The following is a 21741-nucleotide window of genomic DNA, read 5'->3' as shown; positions in this document are numbered from 1 at the left end:
CCGGGGGAGGCCGCTACCGCCCCTCGCGCCGCCAGGCGGCCATCAGCCCGCCGAGGCCCAGGAACAGCGCGATCAGCGGCGGCAGCAGCGGCGTCTCGGTCATGCCGGTGACGGTGTAGTCGCCATTGCCGCGCAGCCCGAACCAGCCGGCGCCCGCCGCCGCCCGGTCCGGCCGGGTGCGGCGCAGGGTCGGCACGCCGTCGGTGGCCAGCCAGGCGACGCCGCCGCCGCTGGCCTCGGTCACCGGCGCCAGCTTGTCGGTCACCGCCCGCATGTCGCTCAGCTCCGGCGGGTTCAGGGTGCCGACCACGGCCAGCGCGGTCTTGTCCCCGTCAGTGACACGGTAAATGCCCGGCCCCTGGGCGTTGACCCGGCCGGCATAGAGGCCGGGCGTGGTTTCGCTCAGCGTCACGCTCTGGGTCTTGCCGTCCGGGTCGGTCACGGTGACCGGCGGGTTGCTCTGGTCCAGGTTGCGGCGGCGGATCTCGATGCGCTGCCCGGCCGCCTCGGCGCGCAGCACGTTCTCCTCCAGCTCCGGCTCGCGCATCAGCCAGTGGGCCAGGCGGCGCAGCAGCTCCGCCTGCGGGCCGCCGCCCTCGAAGCCGCGGCTCCACAGCCAGATCTGGTCCGACGCCATCTGCGCCACCCGGCCCTCGCCGACCCGGTTGAGGATCAGGAGCGGCCGGCCGCCGTCCCCGGTCATCACCACGTTGCCGCCATGCGGCACCACGTCGATCTGGCGGAACCAGCGGCCCCAGCTCGGCCCGCCGCCCGGGCCGCCGGTCGACCCGTCCAGCGTCGCCGTCACCGGATGGCGCTGGCCCAGCTCGGTCACCTGCGGGCGGAAGCCCTGCTCCAGCACCTCGCCGGTCGGCTCGGCCGGCAGGATGTTGCCGATCGGCGTGCGGTACAGGCTCAGCGGCTCGGCGAAGGCCTCGCCCGAGACCTCCAGGAAGGCGCCGCCTTCCTCCACGTAACGGGCGATGTTGCCGAGATAGAGGTTCGGCAGCACCCCCATCCGCCGGTAGCGGTCGAAGATGATGAGGTCGAAATCCTTGAGGTTCGTCTCGAACAGCTCGCGGATCGGGAAGGAGATCAGCGACAGCTCGTTGATCGGCGTGCCGTCCTGCTTCTCCGGCGGCCGCAGGATGGTGAAGTGCACCAGGTCGACGGAGGGGTCGGACTTCAGGATGTTGCGCCAGGTGCGCTCGCCCGGATGCGGCTCGCCGGAGACCAGCAGCACGCGCAGCCGGTCGCGCACGCCGTTGACGACGATGGCGGCGCGGTTGTTGGCCTGGCTCAGCTCGCCCGACAGCCCCTCGACCGCGAATTCGAAGACGGTCGGGCCGCCATGGTCGAGGCGAAAGCTGACCTGGGTGTCGCGCCCGACCGGCAGCTGCAGCGCCTCCGGCGCGCCGGCGTCCTTGGTCGCGGTGACGGTGGCGACGGCGCCGGGCTCGGCGTTCGGCAGGTCGTCGACCCGCAGCGTCACGGTCACGTCCTGGCCGACCAGGCCGAAGCTCGGCGCCTGGGCCACGACGATGCGGCGGTCGAACTCGTCCGGCCGCCCGGTCAGCAGCGTGTGGACCGGCCCGAAGGAGCTGCGCACCGCCGGGTCCGTCGGCACGTCGTGCACCTGGCCGTCGGTGACCAGGATGGCGCCGGCCAGCCGCCGCCGCGGCACGTCGGCCGTGGCTGCGCCCAGCGCCTCGAACAGATGGGTCTCGTCCAGCGGCGCGTTGGCATTCTCGCCGACCGTGACGAAGCGGGTCTCGAGGTCCGGGAAGGCGGCCAGCTTCGTGCGCAGATCGGCCAAAGCGGCGTCGATCCGGGCCGGGCGGTCCTCGATCTGGTCGGAGGGCGAGCGGTCGACCACCACCACGGCGACGTCGCGGATCGGGTCGCGCTTCTCCTCCACCAGCGACGGGTTCAAAAGGGCGGCGGCCAGGGCGGCGAAGGCGAGAAGGCGCCAGCCGAGGCCCGGGGCGCGGCGCCAGGCGCCGACCAGGAGCGCCAGCACCGCGAGGCCGAACAGCGGCCCCAGCACGGTCCAGGGCAGCAGCGGCGACAGGGCGACGGAGGTGGCGTCCATGGCCTATTGCCCCAGCCGTTCCAGGATCGCCGGCACGTGCACCTGGTCCGACTTGTAGTTGCCGGTCAGGGCGTACATCACCAGGTTGACGCCGAAGCGGTAGGCCATCTCGCGCTGGCGCTCGCCGCCCGGCACCACCGGCAGCATCGGCGCGCCGCCCGGCCCGGTGGCCCAGGCGCCGGCCCAGTCATTGGCGCCGATGATGATGGTCGAGACGCCGTCATTGACCGTGGCGTCCGCGGTCTCCACCCACAGGTCGCCGCCGGTGTAGCGGCCGGGGAAGTCCTGCATGAGGTAGAAGGCGCGGGTCAGGATGTGGTCCGGCGGCACCGGCGTCAGCGGCGGGATGTCCAGACCCTGGGTCAGCTGGCGCAGCTTCTCCGCCCCCGGGCCGGACAGCGCGCCGCCGCCGCCCGTCGCCTGGTCGCGGGTGTCGAAGAAGATGGTGCCGCCGGTGCGCAGGAATGCGTTCAGCTTGCCGATCGCGGCGTCGGACAGGGCCGGCTGCCCCGGCGTCATCGGCCAGTACAGCAGGGGGAAGAAGGCCAGCTCGTCGCTCTCGACATCGATGCCGACGGCGCCCTCGGCATTGACCGAGGTGCGGTCGCGCAGCACCTGGGCCAGGCCTTCCAGCCCGGCCTGGCTGACCGCGTCGACATCCTGCTGCCCGGTCTCGACATAGGCCAGGCGGACATGGTTGGCCATGGCGATGATGCGCTGGTCGTCCTGCGCCCGCGCCGGTCCCGGCGCCAGCAGCGACGCCGCGACGGCGCCGGCCAGCAGCAGCGACGCCGTTGCGGCGCGCCGCGGCGGGGTCAGCAGGCCGCGCATGAACAGGGCGATCAGCCCGTCCAGGATCAGCAGCGCCATGGCCAGGGCGAAGACCCAGGGCCGCAAGTCGATCTCGGCCGGGGCCTCGTAGCCCGACACCGCGACGCCGGGCGGCAGGTTCGAGATCGGCTCCAGGCTGGTCACGGCGGAGCCGAGATTGAGGGCGCGTCGGTTGTCCTCGGTGCCGTAGAAGCCGGGCGGGTGCTCCGGCCCCGGCACGGTGCTGGCGAAGGCCTGGCCCGCGATCGGCAGGGCCAGGGGCGGCGGCGGCACCAGCCGGCCGAGCCCGTCCAGCAGCCTGACCGGCGGCAGGCTGGCCTGGGCGCTGTCGCCGCCGACGCCGCTGCCCAGCGCCACCACGCGGCGCAGCATGTCGACGAACAGGCCGGAGAAGGCGAGGTTCGACCAGCCCGGCCCGGCGGTGGTGTGGATCAGCACCAGCCAGCCGCGGCCGCGCTTCTCGGCGGTGACGATCGGCGTGCCGTCGGTCAGCCGGGCCCAGGTCTTGTCGGCCAGGTCGGGCGACGGGTCGGCCAGCACCTGGCGCTGGATGCGGACATCGGCCGGGATGGTCAGGCCCTGGAACGGGCTCTTGGCGTCGAACGGCGCCAGCGGCATCGGCTCGGTCCAGGACATGGCGCCGGACAGGGTGCGGTCGCCGAAGCGCAGCGGCACCGGCACCAGCGGGTCGGGATTGGCCGCCAGGATCGGCCCGGCGAAGCGGATCAGGGCGCCGCCGCCCTCCATCCAGCGCTCCGCCGCCTGGCGGTCGGCCTCGGAGGACAGGGTGCCGTCGGGCACCAGCAGGGCGGCCAGCCGGTCGGTCGGCTGGGTGCCGCCCAGGAGGTCGGCGATGCCGCCGCGGCGGATCTCGGCGAAGGGCTCCAGCGCCCGCTGCAGGTAGTAGCTCTCGGTCAGGAGCGGCTGGGCCCGGGCGGTGTCCTGCGGCGCGGCCAGCCCGACCGGCCGGCGGCGCCAGCGCTCGTCGACCAGCACCGTGGCGCCGGCCGTGGTCTCGCCCTCGATCGACACCGCGGCGATGGCGTTGCGCGCGGTCGAGGGCAGCTCGAACCGGGCCTCGGCCTGGCGCTGCCCGGCGGGGAAGCGGACCTCGGTGCGGGCCAGCGGGCGGCCGTCCTCGGCCGCTGCACGCAGCACCAGCGGCACGTCGCCGATGGCGGCGGCGCGCTTCACCGGCACGGTCAGGGCGGTGTCCACCACCTGCGGCGTGCCGACCAGATGCGCCAGGTCGAAGGCCTGCGGCGTCAGCACCTCCAGGCTGCCGAAGCGCTGCAGCCGGGCGGCGAAGTCGCGGACGCCATCCGCCTCCTTCTCCCCGGTGATGCCGTCGCTGGCCCAGACGACATGGGTCGATCCGGGCAGGCGCAGCGCGTCGGCCGCCTTCAGCGCCGCCGCCCGGTCGGTCGGCCAGGGGCTGGGCGCCAGGGTGTCGATCAGGCCGCGGGCCTCGCCCGGGCGCAGCAGGCGGCTCGCCGTCACCGGTTCGCCCGGGGCGGTCGGCGCGGTGGCCAGCAGCACCACGTCGCGGCCCGCCCGCTCGGCCTTGTCGACCGCCGTGCGCAGGGCCTCCTGCCGCTGCGGCCAGCCCTTGCCCGCGGCCCAGCCGTTGTCGACCACCAGCAGCACCGGGCCGCTGCCGGGCAGGGCAGATCCGGGATTCAGCACCGGATGGGCCAGGGCGACGATGATCAGCGCCGCCAGCAGCAGCCGCAGCACCATCAGCCACCAGGGCATCCGCTCCGGCGTCTCCTCCTGCGCCTGCAGGCCCAGCAGCAGGCGGATCGCCGGGAAGCTCAGCCGCCGCGGCGCCGGCGGCGTGACCCGCAGCAGCCAGTAGATCACCGGCAGCAGGATCAGCGCCGCCAGGATGGCGGGCGCCAGGAACACGAGGCCGCCGAGCGTCACCATCTGGCCCTGCCGGTCGCGGCGCCGGACATCACGCCCCACAGGCTCAAGAGCGCCGCCTCGGCCGATTTGTCGGTGCGGTGGATGGCGAAGCTCCAGCCGGCGCGGCGGGCGATCGCCGCCAGCCCGTCCTGGTGCTCGGCCAAGCGCTCGCGATAGGCGTCGCGCACCGACCGGACCCGCGGGATCAGCGCCGATTCGACCTCCTCGATGCCCTCGAAGCGGATGCGGCCCTCGAAGGGCAGCGTCGCCTCGGCCGGGTCGAGGACCTGCAGGATGTGGCCGCGCACGCCTCGCGCGGCATAGGCGGCGACCGAGGCGCCGAACTCGTCGAGCGGAGCCAGGCAGTCGCCCAGCAGCACCATGGCGGCGTGGCGCGGCACCCGCAGCTCCCACGGCACCGCCTTGCTGGCGTCGTCGGAGGTGCCGCGGTCCAGCGCCGCGGCCAGGCGCAGCAGGCTGGCGCGGCCGGTGGCCGGCGGCGTGTCGCCGCCGATCAGCGCCACCCGCTCGCCGGCGCGGTTCAGGAGAGAGGCGAGGGCCAGCAGCAGCACCTCGGCGCGCTCGCGCTTGGTCGGCAGCGACCGGTCGGAGCGGTAGTCCATCGACGGCGAGGCGTCGCGCCACAGCCAGGCGGTCTGCACCGCGGCCCATTCGGTCTCGCGCTGGAACAGCCCCTCGGATTTGCCGGACTGGCGCCAGTCGATCCGGCCGATCGGCTCGCCGGCCTGGTAGCGGCGGAACTGCCAGAAGCTCTCGCCGACGCCGACTCGGCGGCGGCCGTGCACGCCCTGCGCCACGGTCGAGGCGACGCGGTCGGCGGCGATCAGCAGCGGCGGCAGCGTCGCCGCCAGCGCATCGGCGGCCTTGCGCCGCGCGGCGCCGGTCATGGGGGATGAGGAGCCTGCCGCCACCTCGGCCTCAGCCCAGGCGCGCGACCAGCCGCTCGACGACGTCGGCGATGGTGGCGCCATCGGCCCGCGCGGCGAAGGTCAGGGCCATGCGGTGCTGCAGGATCGGGCGGGCCAGGGCGGCGACGTCGTCGACCGAGGGCGACGGCCGGCCGGTCAGGAGGGCGCGGGCGCGGCAGGCCAGCATCAGCGACTGGCTGGCGCGCGGGCCGGGGCCCCAGCCGACCATGCGCTGCACCTCGGGCAGGTCGGTCGAATCGGGGCGGGCGGCGCGGACCAGCGACAGGATCGCCTCCAGCACCGTCTCGCCGACCGGCAGCCGTCGCACCAGGCGCTGGGTCCGCTGCAGCGTGTCGGCGCTGATCACCGCCTCGATCTGGGCCTCGTGGACGCCGGTGGTGGCCAGCAGCATCCGCCGCTCCGACGCCAGGTCGGGATAGCCGACATCGACCTGCATCAGGAAGCGGTCCAACTGCGCCTCGGGCAGGGGATAGGTGCCCTCCTGCTCCAGCGGGTTCTGGGTGGCCAGGACGTGGAACGGCTCCGGCAGCGGCAGGTAGCGGCCGGCGATCGACACCCGGTGCTCCTGCATCGCCTGCAGCAGCGCCGACTGGGTGCGCGGGCTGGCGCGGTTGATCTCGTCGGCCATCAGCAGCTGGCTGAACACCGGGCCGGGAATGAAGCGGAAGCTGCGGCGGCCGGTCTCGCTCTCCTCCAGCACCTCGGAGCCGAGGATGTCGGCCGGCATCAGGTCCGGCGTGCACTGCACCCGCCGCTCCTCGAGGCCCAGCACGGTGCCCAGCGTCTCGACCAGCCGGGTCTTGGCCAGGCCGGGCAAGCCGACCAGCAGCACATGACCGCCGGCCAGGATGGTCACGAGGCTCTGGTCGATCACGTCTTGCTGGCCGAAGATGACCCGGCCGATCATGCTGCGCACGGCGGCCAGCCGCTCCACAGCCGCATCGATGTCGGCTGGGGTGGCCGGGGTGTCGAGCTCGGTCGGGACGGTCGTTTGCATGGGCGTGCCGCTCTGCCGGTGAACTGACGGATCTATTGCAAGAGTATGGCGGAATTGAGCGACGGCGAGTCCAAGAAAACGCAACCGGCCCAGGCGCAGTCTGACGCAGGGCGCCGGACGCAGTCCGGCACGGAAGACGTCGGGGCGGCGCTGGCCGGCGCCCGGCGGGGTCCGACGGTGCAGGACGAGGCTTATGACATCCGCATCGGCCGCGACGGCACCTGGTACTATCACGGCAGCCCGATCCGCCGCCTGCCCCTGGTCAAGCTGTTCGCCACCGTGCTGCGGCGCGACGCCGCCGGCGACTACTGGCTGATCACCCCGGCGGAGCGCGGGCGGATCACGGTCGACGACGCGCCCTTCGTCGCCGTGGCGGTGGAGGCGGCGGGGAAGGGCGAGGACCAGGTCCTGACCTTCCGCACCAATCTCGACCATGTCCGCGAGGCCGGGCCGGAGCATCCGATCCGCGTCACCTTCGCGCCTGACACCGGCGAGCCGTCGCCCTATATCCGGATCGCCGAGGGGCTCGACGCCCTGCTGTCGCGCCCGGTGTTCTACGAGCTGGCCGAGATCGCCGTCAGCCATGACGGCCGGATGGGGGTATGGAGCCACCGGACATTCTTCCCGCTGGACCAGGCGTGAGCGGCGACGGGTCGCCCGCGGCCGACCTGGAGCGGCTGCGGCAGTACCGCCCGCGCCTCTCCCGCGGCGACCACGACCTGAATCCGGACCTGAAGCCTCTGGTGGCGCTGCGGCCGGCTGCGGTGCTGGTGCCGATCGTGCGGCGGCCGGAGGGCGACACCATCCTCCTGACCCTGCGCACGCCGCATCTCAACGCCCATGCCGGCCAGATCGCCTTCCCCGGCGGCGGCGTCGACCCGGGCGATCCCGACCCGCTGGCGGCGGCGCTGCGCGAGACGGAGGAGGAGATCGGCCTGCCGCGGCAGAAGGTCGAGGTCGTCGGCCGGCTCGACACCTATGTCAGCCGCACCGGCTTCGAGATCCAGCCCTTCGTCGGCCTCTTGACCCCGCCCCTGGAGACCGCGCCCGACCCGTTCGAGGTGGCAGAGATCTTCGAGGTGCCGCTGGCCTTCATCCTGGCCCCGGGCAACCCGAAGCGGCACCGCATCACCGTGCAGGGGGTGGAGCGGCAGTACTGGGCCTTCCCCTATCGCGACCGCTATGTCTGGGGCGTGACCGCGGGCATCCTGCGCAATCTCCGCGACGTGCTGCTCGGGACGGCCGAATGACGACACCCCATCGTTTGTCGCCGCTGCCCGGCTGGGCCGCCGACCCCGCCGCCCGGGCGGTGATCGATGCGCTGTCGATCCCCGGCTTCGACCCGCGCTTCGTCGGCGGCTGCGTGCGCAACGCCCTGCTCGGCCGCGACGCCGCGGATGTCGACATCGCCACGCCGCTCAAGCCGCAGGCGGTGATGGTGGCGCTGCGCAACGCCGGGCTCGGCGTGATCCCGACGGGGCTGGAGCACGGCACGGTCACTGCCCGCGCCGGGGGCAAGAGCTTCGAGGTCACGACGCTCCGCGTCGATGTCGAGACCGACGGCCGGCACGCCGTCGTCGAGTTCACCGCCGACTGGCGGGCCGACGCGGCGCGGCGCGACTTCACCATGAACGCGCTGTCGGCCGATCCCGAAGGCGTGGTGCACGATTATTTCGGCGGGGTGGCGGACGCGCTGGCCGGCCGGGTCCGCTTCGTCGGCGACCCGGCGCAGCGCATCGCCGAGGACGCGCTGCGCATCCTGCGCTTCTTCCGCTTCCATGCCCATTACGGCCGGGGCGAGCTCGACCCGCCGGCGCTGGCCGCCTGCGCCGCCGCGGCCGGCAGCCTCGACCGGCTGTCGGGCGAGCGGGTGCGGGCCGAGCTCCTGAAGCTGCTGGCCGCGCCCGACCCGGTGCCGGTGTGGCGGGCGATGGCGGAGACGGACATCGCCTGGCGAGTGATCGGCGAGGATGGCGACATCGCCCGGCTGCAGGGGCTGCTCCGGGTCGCGCCCGACGCCGATCCGCTGCTCCGGCTGGCGGCCCTGCTGCGCGGCGACGCGGCGGCGGTGGCAGCCCGACTGAAGCTGTCGAACGACGAACGCGACCGCCTGGGGGGGCTGCAGGAGAGCGTCCCGGACAAGGCGCCGGACGAAATCGGGGGGCGGCTGCTGCTGTACCGGCACGGTCGCGCCGGCGGCCGCGACCGGCTGCGCCTGGCCTGGGCCGCGGCGCCGAAGCGCTGGAGCTTCAGGCGCGCCCTGGCGGCGCTGGAGAAGGAGCCGGTGCCCGCCCTGCCGGTGCGCGGCCGCGACGTCGTCGCTCTGGGCCTCTCCGGCCCCGCCGTCGGCCGCGCTTTGGCCGAGGTCGAGCGCTGGTGGATCGCCCAGGGCCTGCGCCCCGGCCGGGACGAGAGCCTGGATCGCCTGCGGGAATTGGCGGGGGTTTAGACCAGCGGCCTTGAGATCGGCTCTCCGGCCATGACGGTTTTGGGATTGCGACGAATCCCGTTGCTCAGGCCGCCGACCCCTCCGCCGCCAGCTCGGCCCACAGCGCGTCCGGGATGTCCCGCCGCAGCAGCGCCATGTTGCGGTCGACCTCCTCGGCCGACTGGTGGCCGACGACGACGCTGGCCACGGCCGGGTGGCGCAGCGGAAACTGCAGCGCCGCCGCCGGCAGCGGCACGTCGTGGCGGCGGCACACCGCCTCGATCCGCCGGGTCCGCTCCAGCACCTCGGGCGTCGCCGGCTTGTAGTGGTAGCGCGCGCCCTCGACCGCGCCCGTCGCCAGGATGCCGGTGTTGAACGGCGCCGCCACCAGCACCGAGATCCCGCGCCTCGCGCAGTCGTCCAGGAACGGCACCGAATCCTGCTTCAGCAGGGTGTAGCCGCCGGCCAGCATCATGCAGTCGAACTCGCCGGCCTCGGCGAAGCGCCGGCACACCTCCCAGTTCCCCACGCCGACGCCGATGGCGCCGACCACGCCCCGGCTGCGCAGCTCCGCCAGCGCCGGGTAGGCGCCGTCCATCGCCTCGGCGAACCGGGCGTCGTAGGCGTCGCCGAGCAGGTCGGGAGTAACGTCGTGGATGAAGACGATGTCCAGCCGGTCGCGCTTCAGCCGCGCCAGGCTGCGCTCGACCGAGCGCAGGATCCCGTCGCGCGTGTAGTCGAAGCGGTTCTGCCCGTCCTCGGCGGTGCGGCCGGCCTTGGTCGACAGCACATGTTCGTCCCGCGGCCGGTCCGCCAGCGCCGTGCCGAACCGCTCCTCGCTGACCCCGCCGGCATAGAGGGCGGCGGTGTCGAAATGGCGCAGGCCGCGGTCCCAGCAATGGTCGACCAGCGCGGCCACGGCGGCGTCGCCGATCGAGCTGAACAGGCTGCCGCCGCCGATGCCCAGGCGGGACACGCGCAGCTGGGTGCGGCCGACCGGGCGGCGCTCAACGGGGTCGAACATGGCTCTCCTCGGGCTGGGCGGATCCCCGATCTTGGCACCATTTCTCGTCCGAGGGTCCAATAGAGATTCCGCCGCGCATGTCCGACACTTCCGTCGGAACGGCCATCCGGGTCAACGAACATCAAGGGGAGAAACGCGATGAGCGAATCCATACACCCGGTCGTCGACGGCGGCGTGCGTCGCGGGTCCGGCAGCTTCCAGGGCGGCACGCTGACCTGTCTGTGCACCGATCGTCCCGTCAAGGTGCGCATCGAGGGCGACGTCGCCCACAACCACGCCTGCGGCTGCACCAAGTGCTGGAAGCCGCAGGGCGCCGCCTTCTCGGTCGTCGCGGTGGTGCCGTCCGACAAGGTGACGGTGCTGGAGAACGGCGACAAGCTCGCGGTGATCGATCCGAACGCCCTGATCCAGCGGCACGCGTGCAAGCAGTGCGGCGTCCATCTCTACGGGCCGGTCGAGCGCGACCATCCGTTCAAGGGCCTGTCCTTCATCCATCCGGAGCGGTTCGATCACGACGGCTATGCCGAGCCGACCTTCGCCGCCTTCGTCTCCTCGATCATCGAATCCGGCGTCGACCCGAGCCGGATGGAAGGCATCCGGGCCCGGCTGAAGGAGCTCGGGCTGCCGCCCTATGACTGCCTGTCGCCGGGGCTGATGGATTACGTCGCGACCTGGACCGCCAAGCGCTCCGGCGCCCTGCCGGCGTAGCTGCCGATGCCGCGGAGGCCGCCGGGACCCGGCGGCCTCCCGGCCTCACCCTTCCCGCTGCATCCGCTCGCGCCGGGCCAGCTCGGCCTCGGACGGCTCGCCCAGGGCGAAGGATCCGGTCGTCACCTCGCCGGACCGGAGATAGGTGCTCATCACCACCCCGGTGGTCGAGGCTTGGCTGCTCACCAGCGTCAACCCGGCCGGGATGGCGCCGCGGCCGAACAGCCGTTTGCCGCGGCCGAGCACGACCGGGAAGGTCATCAGCCGGAACTCGTCGATCAGGTCGTGCGCCAGCAGGGTCTGGATCAGGTCGGTGCTGCCCTGCAGCAGCAGGGTCGGCCCGGTGTGCCGCTTCAGCCCGGCCACCGCCTCGGCCGCGTCGCCGCGCAGGGCCACGGAGTTCTGCCAGGCCAGGGGCGCGGTCGAGCGGGTGGCGACGTATTTGGTCGCCGCGTTGAACACCTTGCCGATCGGGTCGTCCGCCCCGACATGCGGCCAGTGGGCGGCGAAGATCTCGTAGGTCTTGCGGCCAAGCAGCAGGTCGAAGGGGGCGCCGAAGGTCTCGTCCATCGCCTTGCCCATGGCCTCGTCCCAGTGATGGAACGTCCAGCCGCCCAGCGCGAAGCCGCCGGTCGGGTCCTCCTCCGGCCCGCCCGGGGCCTGCATCACGCCGTCAAGGCTCAGGAACGCGGCGGCGACGACCTTCCTCATCGTGTCTCTCCTGTCGAATGGCGGCGCTTCGCACGCCGGGATCGACCCAAGGACGGCCGGAGAGACGAGGATCCGACATGCCGCCGCTTTTCCCTGGTCCGCCTCAGTCGATCGGCTGGCCGGTGCGGTCGCGCATGGCCAGCAGCGTCAGGGCGCTGACCACGGCGGCCGCGATCACGTAGAAGCTCGGCGCCAGCTTGCTGCCGGTCTCCTCGATCAGCAGGGTGACGATCACCGCCGCGAAGCCGCCGAAGATGGTGACCGCGAAGTTGTAGGCCAGCGACAGGCCGGTCGAGCGCAGCCCGGCCGGGAACTGCTCAGCCAGAAGGGCCGGGGCCGGCCCGGTGAAAGCCGCCAGCAGCAGCCCCAGGATCGCCTGCACCGTGGCCAGCACGGCCAGGGTCGGGGTCGCGTTGACCCAGGCGAACAGCGGCCAGACCAGCACGCCGATGGCGATCGCGGCGGCGAGCAGCAGCCGCTTGCGGCCGACCCGGTCGGACAGCGCGCCGGCCAGCGGGCAGCCCAGCATCAGCACCACGCCGCCGATGGTGGTGGCGACGAAGGCGTCGGCCAGCGGGATGCCCAGCTGCTTCACGGCGTAGGTCGTCATGTAGAACAGCAGCACATAGGTGCAGACCGTCCACAAGATGGTGACGCCGAAGCCCGAGGCGATGCCGCGCGGATGCTCGGCCAGGGCGTCGCGCAGCGGCGACTCGCTCTTGCGGATGCGGTCGTCGGTGAAGACCGGCGTCTCGTCGATCCGGGCCCGGATGTAGAAGCCGACCGGGCCGATCAGCAGGCCGAACAGGAACGGCACGCGCCAGCCCCAGCTGTCGATCGCCGCCGGGTCCAGCGCCTGGGTGACGATGGTGCCGCAGACGCCGCCCAGCACCACGGCCAGGGCCTGGCTGGTCTGCTGCCAGCTGGCGTAGAAGCCGCGCTTCCGCGGTGGCGCGTATTCGATCAGGAAGGCGGTGGCGCCGCCGATCTCGCCGCCGGCGGAGAAGCCCTGGATCAGCCGGGCCAGCACGATCACCAGCGGCCCGACGATCCCGGCCTGGGCATAGGTCGGGGCGAAGCCCAGCAGCGCCGTGCCGATCGCCATCAGCAGGATGGTCAGGGTCAGCGCCGCCTTGCGCCCGGCGCGGTCGGCATAGACGCCCAGCACCACGGCGCCGACCGGGCGCATGAAGAAGCCGACGCCGTAGGTGCCGACGGTCAGCAGGATCGACGTCAGGTCGTCGCCGGCGGGGAAGAACAGCCGGGCGATGATCGGGGTGAAGAAGCCGTAGACCGTGAAGTCGAACCACTCGAGCCCGTTGCCGATCGTGGCCGCGGCGATGGCGTGCCGCCGCTCTCCCTCGCGAAGGCCAATGGGACTCGAAGCCTGAACCGTCATTCCTGCGCCTCCCGTGGGACTGCCGTCCATGTCGGGGCGCAGTTCACGTCGGCCTCGATGCGCTGTCCACCCGGCAAATGCGCAGCGCCGGGCTGCGGCACGTTCAGGGCCAGGCCACCAGCGGCGGCAGCGACATCAGGATCGCCTCGGTGTTGCCGCCGGTCTTCAGTCCGAAGGTGGTGCCGCGGTCGTACAGCAGGTTGAACTCGACGTAGCGGCCGCGGCGCTGCAGCTGGTAGGCCCGCTGCTCCTCGGTCCAGGGCCGGTCCATGTGGCGGCGGACGATGCGCGGATAGGCGTCGAGGAAGGCGAGGCCGACATCGCGGGTGAAGGCGAAGTCGGCGTCCCAGTCGCCGCTGTCGAGATTGTCGTAGAAGATGCCGCCGACGCCGCGCGGCTCGTCCCGGTGCGGCAGGAAGAAGTACCGGTCGCACCATTCCTTGAAGCGCGGGTAGTAGCCGGGGTCGTGCCGGTCGCAGGCGGCCTGCAGCGCGGCGTGGAACTCGGCCGTGTCGGCCTCGTCCGGCACCATCGGCGTCAGGTCGGCGCCGCCGCCGAACCAGCCGACCGAGGTCTCGATCCGCCGCGTGTTCATGTGCACCGCCGGCACCAGCGGGCTCTGCAGATGCGCGACCAGGCTGATTCCCGAGGCCCAGAACCGGCCGTCGCCCTCGGCGCCCTTGATCTGCGCCCGGAACGCCTCGGAGAACTCGCCATGCACGGTCGAGATGTTGACGCCGACCTTCTCGAACACCCGGCCGCGCATGATCGACATCACTCCGCCGCCGCCGCCCGGCCGGTCCCAGGCCTTGCGCTCGAAGCGGCCCGGCGGCCGGTCCGCGAGGGGGCCGGCATAATCGTCCTCGATCGCCTCGAAGGCGGCGCAGATCCGGTCGCGCAGCGCCGCGAACCAGGCGGCGGCTTCGGCCTTGCGGGAGTCGGTCAGGTCGGGTGTCGGGCTCATGCGGCGGACCTTCGTTGCAGCGCCGGCACCATAGGATGCGCGCCATGGGCGGGAAATGGCCATCCGCGCCGCAGGGCGTCTCAGGGCCCGGCGCCGGTCTGGCGAATCGCCTCGCCCAGCACCATCGCCGCCGCGGTCGCGACGTTGATCGAACGCGCCTCCGGCCGCAGCGGGATGACGATGCGGGCATCCGCCGCAGCATGCACCTCGTCCGGCACGCCGGCGCTCTCACGCCCGACCATGATCCGGTCGGTGGGGGCGAAGGCGAAGCCGGCATAGGGCTGGCTGGCCTTCGTGGTCAGCAGCACCAGCCGCCCGGCATGGGTGGTCTCGGCGTAGCGCCGCCAGCTGGTCCAGCGCGTGAGATCGAGGAAATCCGCGTAGTCCATGGCCGCGCGCCGCAGCCGCCGGTCGTCGACCAGGAAGCCGCAGGGCTCGATCAGGTCGACGGCGACGCCGAGCGCCGCCGCCAGCCGCATCATCGTGCCCGCATTCTGCGGGATATCGGGTTCGTAGAGGACAAGGCGCATAGGGGGCCGCGGTGCTGCGTCGCTGTGTGGTTCTAGCGAATTGCAAGGGTCGGAATGGCATTGTATAGACCCGAGGCCGCCTCCTGCCCGGAATCCGGGCCGAAGCCAGCTCGGGAGGCGCGGGGGAACATAAGGTCGACCAAGAAGGACCGTTGCAACAATGTCGGATACCACCCTCCAGGGCACGCCGGGCCCGAGCCATACGCCGACCGGGGATCACGCATCCGGGGAGGGGGGCACTCGACGCGACTTCCTGTATCTCCTGACCGGCGCGGTGGGCGCCGTCGGCGTCGCCAGCGTCGCCTGGCCGCTGATCGACAGCATGAACCCGTCGAAGGACGTCCTGGCCCTGGCGACGATCGACGTCGACCTGGCGCCGGTGGCGGTCGGCCAGTCCCTGACCGTGAAGTGGCGCGGCAAGCCGGTGTTCATCCGCCACCGGCCGGAAGACCAGATCAAGGCGGCCGAGGAAGTCCCGCTCAGCCAGCTGCCGGACCCGCAGCCCGATTCGGCGCGCGTGCAGAAGCCGGAATGGCTCGTGGTCGTCGGCGTCTGCACCCATCTCGGCTGCATCCCGCTGGGCCAGAACCCGGGTGAGAACCGCGGGCCCTTCGGCGGCTGGTTCTGCCCCTGCCACGGGTCGATCTACGACACCTCCGGGCGCATCCGGCAGGGCCCGGCACCGCTGAATCTCGAGGTGCCGACCTACGCCTTCACCGCCGACACCAAGATCAAGATCGGCTGAGCCGCTCGCTCCGGAGACTTGCCATGGCCCACGCCTCAGCCCAACCGACCCATTTCAAGAACCCGGCGATCCGCTGGATCGATTCGCGGCTGCCGATCTTCTCGATGATGTACAAGGAGTACGGCGAATACCCGGCTCCGCGGAACTTCAACTACCTTTGGAACTTCGGCGCCATCGCCGGGATGATGCTGGTGATCATGATCGCCACCGGCCTGTTCCTGTCGATGCAGTACACGCCGCATGTCGATTTCGCCTTCCAGTCGGTCGAGCGCATCATGCGCGACGTCAATTACGGCTGGCTGATGCGCTACATCCACGCCAACGGCGCGTCGATGTTCTTCATCGCCGTCTACATCCACATCTTCCGCGGCCTGTACTATGGCTCCTACAAGAGCCCGCGCGAGCTGGTGTGGATCTTCGGCGTGCTGATCTTCCTCCTGATGATGGCCACCGCCTTCATGGGCTATGTGCTGCCCTGGGGCCAGATGAGCTTCTGGGGCGCCACCGTCATCACCAACCTGTTCTCGGCCATCCCGCTGGTCGGCGAGAACATCGTCACCTGGCTGTGGGGCGGCTTCGCGGTCGACAACCCGACGCTGAACCGCTTCTACTCGCTGCACTTCCTGCTGCCCTTCGTGATCCTCGGCGTCGTCATCATCCATGTCGGCGCCTTCCACATCACCGGCTCGAACAACCCGTCGGGGATCGACCCGAAGGGGCCGCAGGACACGCTGCCCTTCCACCCGTACTACACGGCCAAGGACAGCTTCGGCATCGCCGTGTTCCTGATCTTCTACGCCTTCATCGTGTTCTTCGCGCCGAACCTGATGGGGCATGCCGACAACTACATCCAGGCCAACCCGCTGCAGACGCCGGCGCATATCGTCCCGGAATGGTACTTCCTGCCGTTCTACGCGATCCTGCGCTCGATCACCTTCAGCCTGTTCGGCATCCCGGCGAAGCTGCTCGGCGTCATCGCCATGTTCGGCGCCATCGCCATCCTGTTCGTGCTGCCCTGGCTCGACACCAGCCGGGTGCGCAGCGCCCGGTTCCGGCCGATCTACCGCTGGTGCTTCTGGCTCCTGGTCGCCTCGGTGATCGGCCTCGGCTACGCCGGGTCGCAGCCCCCGGAAGGGCTGCCGGTGCTGATCGGCCAGGTCGGCATGGTCTACTACTTCCTGCATTTCCTGGTGATCCTGCCGATCCTGGGCAAGATCGAACGGCCGCTGCCGCTGCCGCGCAGCATCAGCGAATCCGTCCTCGGGCCGTCGGCCGCTACGACTACGGTGAAGGCGTGACCATGCCGCTCCTCGACAAGATCATGCTCAGATCCGCCCTCACCGCCGCGGCCGTCCTGCTGGCGCTTGGCGCCGGCCTCCCGGCCCAGGCGGCGGAGGAGGGGGCCGAGCCGCCGGCCCAGAACTGGACCTTCGGCGGCTTCTTCGGCACCTTCGACCGGGCCTCCGCCCAGCGCGGCTTCCAGGTCTACAAGGAGGTCTGCTCGACCTGCCACTCGATGCATCTGATGTCCTACCGCGATCTCAGCGGGCTGGGCTTCAGCGAGGACGAGGTCAAGGCGATCGCCGCCGAGTACAAGGTGGCGGACACCAACGACGCCGGCGAGCCGATCGAGCGCACGGCGCTGCCCTCGGACCGGTTCCACAACCCGTTCCCGAACGACAAGGCGGCGGCGGCGGCCAATGGCGGCAAGGTGCCGCCAGACCTGTCGCTGATGGCCAAGGCGCGCGGCGCGGGCGGCGAGACCGACGGCCCGAACTACATCTTCGCCTTCCTCACCGGCTTCCACGACGCGCCGGAAGGCTTCCAGGTGCCGGACGGGCTGAACTACAACGCCTATTTCCCGGGTCACGTGACGGCGATGCCGAACATCCTGACGGATGGCGCGGTGACCTACACCGACGGCACCGAAGCCAAGCACGAGCAGATGGCCTGGGACGTCGTCAACTTCCTGATGTTCACGGCCGAGCCGTCGCTGGAGGAGCGCAAGCACACCGGCGTCAAGGTGATCTTGTTCCTGATCATCTTCGCCGGGCTGCTGTACTCGGTGAAGCGCAAGGTCTGGGCCAACGCCCACTGATCCTCGCGTGGATAGGGCTTGCACGGGGCGGTGCTTGCACCGCCCCGTGCTATTTTGGGCAGGTGTTCCATCCGGGAGGGCGCCATGGACCGGACCGAGACCCGACCGCTCGAACTGCCGCCCGCGATCCGCGGGCTGAACCTGTTCACGACCGACCGCGACCTGCAGCGCCGCCTGGCCCGGCGCAGCCCGGACCTGCTGCCGCGCTTCGGCGACCGGCTTGCCGAGTTCGGCGCCTGGGTCGGCGAGGCGGTGGAGGCGCAGGCCGACTACACCAGCCGGCACGCCCCGCCGCGGCTCGAAAGCCATGACGGCGCCGGCGCGCCGGTCGGCCGGGTGGTGCTGAACGCCGAATACCGCGCCTGCCACGCCGATGCCTATCGCCGCGGCATCATCGGCCTGGCCTTCGGGCCGGAGGGCGCGCCGCATCTGCTGTCCTTCGTCATGGGCGGCGTGCTGTCCCAGGCCGACGTGTCGCTGCACTGCCCGGTGACGCTGACCGGCGCCGTCGCCTGGGTGCTCGACCGGTTGGCTCCGGATCCGGTGCGCAGCCGCTGGCTGCCGCTCCTGACCCGGATGGACGGCCAGGCGCTGTCCGGCGGCACCTGGGCGACCGAGCTGCATGGCGGCACCGATGTCGCCGCCACCACCACGGTGGCCGAGCCGGACGGCGCGGCCTGGCGCCTGACCGGGCTGAAATGGTTCACCAGCAATGCCGGGGCCGGGGCGGCGCTGGCCACCGCCCGGCCGCGCGGCGCGCCGGACGGGGCGCGCGGCCTGGGCTGCTACCTGGTGCCCTCGGTGTTGCCGGATGGCACGCCGAACCGGCTGCATGTCCGCCGGCTGAAGGACAAGGTCGGCACCCGCGGCCTGGCCACCGGCGAGACCGTGCTGGATAGCGCCTGGGCGGTCGAGGTGGCGCCGCCGCCGCACGGCCTGAAGGCGATGCTGGAGGCGCTGGAATACAGCCGGGTGCACAACGCCTTCGGCGCCGCCGGGCTGCACCGCCGCGCCTTGCTCGAATCGCTGGCCTGGACCAGCCACCGTCGGGTCGGCGGCACGCTCCTGCGCAGCACGCCGATGATGCGCGACGCGCTGCTGGACCTCGCCGCGGCGCAGGAGGCCTCGGCGGCGCTGGCCTTCGAGGCCGCCATGGCCTTCGAGGCGCCGGGCGAGGATCCCGCGGTCGAGGGCTGGCGCCGCGCCGCGGTGGCGCTGGCCAAGTACTGGACCGCGGCCGAGGCGACCGCGGCGGCCGCCCAGGCGGTCGAGATCGTCGGCGGCAACGGCTACACCGAGGAATGGCCGACGGCCCGGCTCTACCGCGACGCCCTGGTCACCGCGGTGTGGGAGGGGCCGGCCAATGTCCAGGCGCTGGAGTTCCTGCGCGCCACCATCGGCAAGCTGCCGGGCGACCGGGCGCTGCTCGACCGGGTCTCCGGCATTCTCGATTCGGCGCCCGGGGCGCTGCGGCCGATCGCCGTGCGGCTGCGCCCGGTGCTCGACGGCTGCCGCGCCGGCTTCGCCCATCTGCGGGCACGGCCGGAGGACGGGCCGCGCCTGGCCCGGCGGCTGATGCATCCTGCGGCGGAGCTGCTGGCCGCGGCCCTGATGCTGGAGGAGGCGGCAGCTGATCTCCCCGAGGGTGACCGGCGCAAGGCGCTGATGGCCGGCCGCTTCGCCGCCCGCTTCGACCCGCAGGGGACGGTGGACCTCGCCGAGGATCCGCTGCATGCCCTGTTCGACGACATCATCGGCTACGGACTCTGCCCCGCATGACCCCTCTCTCGGTTTCCGCCCACGACGTGCTGGCCTTCTGGTTCGAGGAATCCGGGAAGGAGCGCTGGTTCTCCGGCGACGCCGGCTTCGACGCCGAGATCCGGGCCCGCTTCCTGACCCTGCACGAGGAAGCGGCGGCCGGCCGGCACGACGACTGGGCGGCGTCGCCGCTCGGCGCCGTCGCGCTCTGCATCCTGCTCGACCAGCTGCCGCGCAACCTGTTCCGCGGCACGCCGCGCGCCTTCGCCACCGATCCGAAGGCGCTGGCCGTGGCCAAGGCGGCGGTCGAACAGGGCTTCGACCGGGACCCGGCGCTGACCGACGACCACCGGCTGTTCCTGTATCTGCCCTTCGAGCACAGCGAGGATCTGGCCGACCAGCGGCGCAGCCTGGAGCTGCAGACGGCCGGCATCGCCGATCCGGAGTATGTCGACTACGCCCGGCGCCACCTCGCGGTGATCGAGCGCTTCGGCCGCTTTCCGCACCGCAACGCCATCCTCGGCCGGGCCAGCACGCCGGAGGAAGAGGTGCATCTGGCCGAGCACGGGGGCTTCTGATGGCGGCGATCACCGGGCTCGACCACGTCATCCTGGCGGTGTCGGCGCTGGATGCGGCGCGCGACACCTGGCGCCGCCTCGGCTTCACCGTGACGCCGCGCGGCCGCCACATCGGCTGGGGCACCGCCAACTACTGCGTCATGCTCGAGGCGGATTACATCGAGCTGCTCGGCGTGCTCGACCCGAGCCAGTTCGACAACGGCCTCGGCGAGCGCCTGGCCCGGGGCGGGGAAGGGCTGCTGGGCATCGCGCTCGCGACCCGTTCTGCCGATTCGGCCGCCGCCGCCTTCGAGGCTGCGGGAGCGGGGGGAGAGCCGGCGCGGGATCTGGCCCGGCTGCTCGATCTGCCGGAAGGGCCGGTGCAGCCCTCCTTCCGGCTCGCCTATCCGGCTCGGCGCGACGCCTTCGGCCTGTCGCTCTTCGCCACCGAGCACCGGACGCCCGCGCTGCTGCGCCGGCCGGAATGGGAGCGCCACGCCAACGGCGCGACCGGGATCCTGCGGCTCGGCCTGCCGGCGCCCCTTGCAGACTCCGCCCTGGCCGCCTGGGCGGCGCTGGACGGGGCGCGGCAGGACGGTGATTCGGTCGTGATCGGCGGCTTCGCCCTCGGCGCCGGCGCCGAGCCGATGCTGCACATCGCCACCGGCGACCTCGACGCCTGCGAAGCGGCGCTGCGGGCCGGCCATGTCGCCCATGCCCGGCATCCGGGCGAGGTGCGGGTGCCGCCTTTGCCGGGAACCGGCCTGGCGCTGCGATTCGCCGGCTGAGGGCCCCGGCGTCCATGGCGTGACGCCGGATCCGGCCTGCGGGCCGGGACCACGATCGCAGTAGTATTATCGGTCATCTTTGTTCATGCTATGTTCCATGGACGCGACGCAGACCGATCGGACATCGGAGGCCGCGCCCGCTCTTCAGGAGGAGCGGGCGGCACGGCATCTGCGCATGCTCGCCCGGGCGGCGGACGTCCATATGGAGATCATCGAGGCCACCCGCACCGAAGCGGTGGAGGCGCCGCAGCCCGGCGTCGACTATGGCCAGCGGATCGCCGTCGTCACCCGGTCGCTGCGTCTGACCCTGCTGCTGGAGGACAAGCTGTCGCGGCAGGCGGAGGAGAAGCGCAAGGCGGCGGCGCAGCGGGAGGCGGCGCAGGAGGACTGGCACGGGCTGCGGGTGAATCTCGCGATGATGGCGGCGGCCTATGAGGCGTCCGGGGACGGCGAGGAGGCCGACCGCCGTGAAGCCGAGATGCATGAGCGGCTGGAGCGGCCGGAGGTGGTGGAATTCATCGAGGCCAGCCGTCCGGAGGTGGCGGTGGCGGCGCTGTGCCGGCGCTGGGGCTATCCGGTGCGGGTGGAGCAGTGGCTGGAGATGGCCGACGAGGCGATGGAGGAGCTCGGCTTCCTGCCGCCGCAGGCCGGCGAGGACGCCGACGATCCGCCGGAGCCCCGCTCGGCCGCCCCTGCCCGCCGCAAGCCGCCGGACACCGGGTAGACGCGATCCCTCCAGCTGTCATTGCCGGGCTTGACCGGCAATCCAGAAAATGTCGACGCATCTCTGGATGCCCGACCTCAGGCACATCAGCTGGGGAACGGGAACTGGTTCGCGTGCCGCGAACCCGACCTGCGAAACCGGTTCCCTTTCGCCTCTCCCGCCTCGCGGGAGGGGCCGGAGGCGCTTGCGTCTCCGGGTGAGGGGCATTTGTCGAGGCCGGGATCCGCCGTCACCCGGCCGTCCCGCGGATGCTCGTCGTCCCTGTCAGGCCATGATGCGGCCGGACCTCGATTCGTCTCGCATCTAGCCGTCCACCCGGCCGACCGAGGCGACCGGCGCTTCCTCGGTCAGCTGCCGGAACTGCCGGTCGATCGTCTCGACCCGGCGCTTGAACTCGGTCCGGTCGCGGCCGGCCAGGGTGGTGCCGGTCGGCAGGTCGACGCTCAGCGGGTTCACTTGGCTGCCGGCGACCAGCACCTCGTAGTGCAGATGCGGGCCGGTCGCCATGCCGCTGGAGCCGACATAGCCG

At 72.2% G+C, this 21741-nt stretch carries 21 protein-coding genes (1 of these 21 running past the window's edge); 11 read left to right on the top strand and 10 right to left on the bottom strand.

Annotated elements, in window-relative coordinates:
• Positions 1 to 13 precede the first annotated feature (13 nt).
• The 4 genes from LG391_RS21380 to LG391_RS21365 are packed head-to-tail and all read right to left on the bottom strand — an operon-like array spanning position 14 to position 6778.
• Complete coding sequence (locus LG391_RS21380) at positions 14 to 2092, bottom strand: hypothetical protein (protein ID WP_225770063.1); 2079 nt, start codon at positions 2090 to 2092, stop codon at positions 14 to 16.
• Between the two features lie 3 nt (positions 2093 to 2095).
• A complete protein-coding gene (locus tag LG391_RS21375; protein ID WP_225770062.1) occupies positions 2096 to 4852 on the bottom strand; it encodes a DUF4159 domain-containing protein in 2757 nt (918 codons plus the stop codon).
• Positions 4846 to 5739 carry a DUF58 domain-containing protein gene (locus LG391_RS21370; RefSeq protein ID WP_225770061.1) on the bottom strand — a complete coding sequence of 298 codons (894 nt, stop codon included), beginning with the start codon at positions 5737 to 5739 and terminating at the stop codon, positions 4846 to 4848. Before LG391_RS21370 ends, LG391_RS21375 begins: the two co-directional genes overlap by 7 nt.
• Positions 5740 to 5770: 31 nt before the next feature.
• Positions 5771 to 6778, bottom strand: coding sequence for a MoxR family ATPase (locus LG391_RS21365; RefSeq protein ID WP_225770060.1), 1008 nt, complete (start codon positions 6776 to 6778; stop codon positions 5771 to 5773).
• A 177-nt stretch (positions 6779 to 6955) separates the two neighbouring features.
• Here LG391_RS21365 and LG391_RS21360 point away from each other — a divergent pair, with 177 nt between their 5' ends.
• From LG391_RS21360 to LG391_RS21350, 3 genes are read left to right on the top strand one after another with little or no spacing between them, the layout of a single operon-like run.
• Positions 6956 to 7420, top strand: coding sequence for a DUF1285 domain-containing protein (locus LG391_RS21360; RefSeq protein ID WP_225770059.1), 465 nt, complete (start codon positions 6956 to 6958; stop codon positions 7418 to 7420).
• Positions 7417 to 8028, top strand: a complete 612-nt coding sequence (locus LG391_RS21355) for a CoA pyrophosphatase (protein ID WP_225770058.1) — start codon at positions 7417 to 7419, stop codon at positions 8026 to 8028. The genes LG391_RS21360 and LG391_RS21355 overlap by 4 nt, the downstream gene beginning before the upstream one ends.
• Positions 8025 to 9227, top strand: a complete 1203-nt coding sequence (locus tag LG391_RS21350) for a CCA tRNA nucleotidyltransferase (protein WP_225770057.1) — start codon at positions 8025 to 8027, stop codon at positions 9225 to 9227. The genes LG391_RS21355 and LG391_RS21350 overlap by 4 nt, the downstream gene beginning before the upstream one ends.
• Positions 9228 to 9291: 64 nt before the next feature.
• Here the strand turns inward: LG391_RS21350 and LG391_RS21345 are convergent, their stop codons facing one another.
• Positions 9292 to 10230, bottom strand: coding sequence for an aldo/keto reductase (locus LG391_RS21345; RefSeq protein ID WP_225770056.1), 939 nt, complete (start codon positions 10228 to 10230; stop codon positions 9292 to 9294).
• Between the two features lie 138 nt (positions 10231 to 10368).
• Between LG391_RS21345 and gfa the strand changes: the two genes are divergently transcribed.
• Positions 10369 to 10938: an S-(hydroxymethyl)glutathione synthase gene (gfa, locus tag LG391_RS21340; RefSeq protein ID WP_225770055.1), complete on the top strand. Its 570-nt coding sequence runs from the start codon at positions 10369 to 10371 to the stop codon at positions 10936 to 10938.
• A 45-nt stretch (positions 10939 to 10983) separates the two neighbouring features.
• On the opposite strand, the gene LG391_RS21335 is transcribed toward gfa, so the two are convergent.
• From LG391_RS21335 to LG391_RS21320, 4 genes are all read right to left on the bottom strand, one after another.
• On the bottom strand, positions 10984 to 11649 hold the full coding sequence (locus tag LG391_RS21335) for a dihydrofolate reductase family protein (protein ID WP_225770054.1): 666 nt from the start codon (positions 11647 to 11649) through the stop codon (positions 10984 to 10986).
• A 103-nt stretch (positions 11650 to 11752) separates the two neighbouring features.
• Positions 11753 to 13048 carry an MFS transporter gene (locus LG391_RS21330; RefSeq protein WP_225770053.1) on the bottom strand — a complete coding sequence of 432 codons (1296 nt, stop codon included), beginning with the start codon at positions 13046 to 13048 and terminating at the stop codon, positions 11753 to 11755.
• A 103-nt stretch (positions 13049 to 13151) separates the two neighbouring features.
• Positions 13152 to 14012, bottom strand: coding sequence for an oxygen-dependent coproporphyrinogen oxidase (gene hemF, locus LG391_RS21325; protein ID WP_225770052.1), 861 nt, complete (start codon positions 14010 to 14012; stop codon positions 13152 to 13154).
• Between the two features lie 80 nt (positions 14013 to 14092).
• Positions 14093 to 14542 carry a tRNA (cytidine(34)-2'-O)-methyltransferase gene (locus LG391_RS21320; protein WP_225770051.1) on the bottom strand — a complete coding sequence of 150 codons (450 nt, stop codon included), beginning with the start codon at positions 14540 to 14542 and terminating at the stop codon, positions 14093 to 14095.
• Positions 14543 to 14702: 160 nt separating this feature from the next.
• Between LG391_RS21320 and petA the strand changes: the two genes are divergently transcribed.
• The 7 genes from petA (at position 14703) to LG391_RS21285 (ending at position 21212) form a co-directional block, all read left to right on the top strand.
• Positions 14703 to 15287 (top strand): ubiquinol-cytochrome c reductase iron-sulfur subunit, encoded by a 585-nt coding sequence (gene petA, locus LG391_RS21315; RefSeq protein ID WP_225770050.1) that lies wholly within the window; start codon positions 14703 to 14705, stop codon positions 15285 to 15287.
• 23 nt (positions 15288 to 15310) lie between these two features.
• Complete coding sequence (locus LG391_RS21310; RefSeq protein ID WP_225770049.1) at positions 15311 to 16585, top strand: cytochrome b N-terminal domain-containing protein; 1275 nt, start codon at positions 15311 to 15313, stop codon at positions 16583 to 16585.
• Between the two features lie 2 nt (positions 16586 to 16587).
• Positions 16588 to 17385: a cytochrome c1 gene (locus tag LG391_RS21305; RefSeq protein WP_225770048.1), complete on the top strand. Its 798-nt coding sequence runs from the start codon at positions 16588 to 16590 to the stop codon at positions 17383 to 17385.
• An 84-nt stretch (positions 17386 to 17469) separates the two neighbouring features.
• The gene (locus LG391_RS21300) at positions 17470 to 19164 is read left to right on the top strand and encodes an acyl-CoA dehydrogenase family protein (RefSeq protein ID WP_225770047.1); all 1695 of its coding nucleotides are present in this window, start codon (positions 17470 to 17472) and stop codon (positions 19162 to 19164) included.
• Complete coding sequence (locus tag LG391_RS21295; RefSeq protein WP_225770046.1) at positions 19161 to 19721, top strand: DUF924 family protein; 561 nt, start codon at positions 19161 to 19163, stop codon at positions 19719 to 19721. Before LG391_RS21300 ends, LG391_RS21295 begins: the two co-directional genes overlap by 4 nt.
• Complete coding sequence (locus LG391_RS21290; RefSeq protein ID WP_225770045.1) at positions 19721 to 20488, top strand: VOC family protein; 768 nt, start codon at positions 19721 to 19723, stop codon at positions 20486 to 20488. Before LG391_RS21295 ends, LG391_RS21290 begins: the two co-directional genes overlap by 1 nt.
• Before the next feature lie 97 nt (positions 20489 to 20585).
• Positions 20586 to 21212 carry a hypothetical protein gene (locus LG391_RS21285; protein WP_225770044.1) on the top strand — a complete coding sequence of 209 codons (627 nt, stop codon included), beginning with the start codon at positions 20586 to 20588 and terminating at the stop codon, positions 21210 to 21212.
• 303 nt (positions 21213 to 21515) lie between these two features.
• On the opposite strand, the gene LG391_RS21280 is transcribed toward LG391_RS21285, so the two are convergent.
• Positions 21516 to 21741 carry the final stretch of a peptidoglycan DD-metalloendopeptidase family protein gene (locus LG391_RS21280; protein WP_225770043.1) on the bottom strand. The gene runs 1145 nt beyond the window's last position, so only the last 226 of its 1371 coding nucleotides appear in the window; the start codon falls outside the window, past its right edge; the stop codon is at positions 21516 to 21518.

The sequence above is a fragment of the Inquilinus sp. Marseille-Q2685 genome (assembly GCF_916619195.1).
Classification (GTDB): domain Bacteria; phylum Pseudomonadota; class Alphaproteobacteria; order DSM-16000; family Inquilinaceae; genus Inquilinus.
Note: the sequence above shows the minus strand (reverse complement) of the source record. Positions and strands in the feature narration are given on the sequence as shown.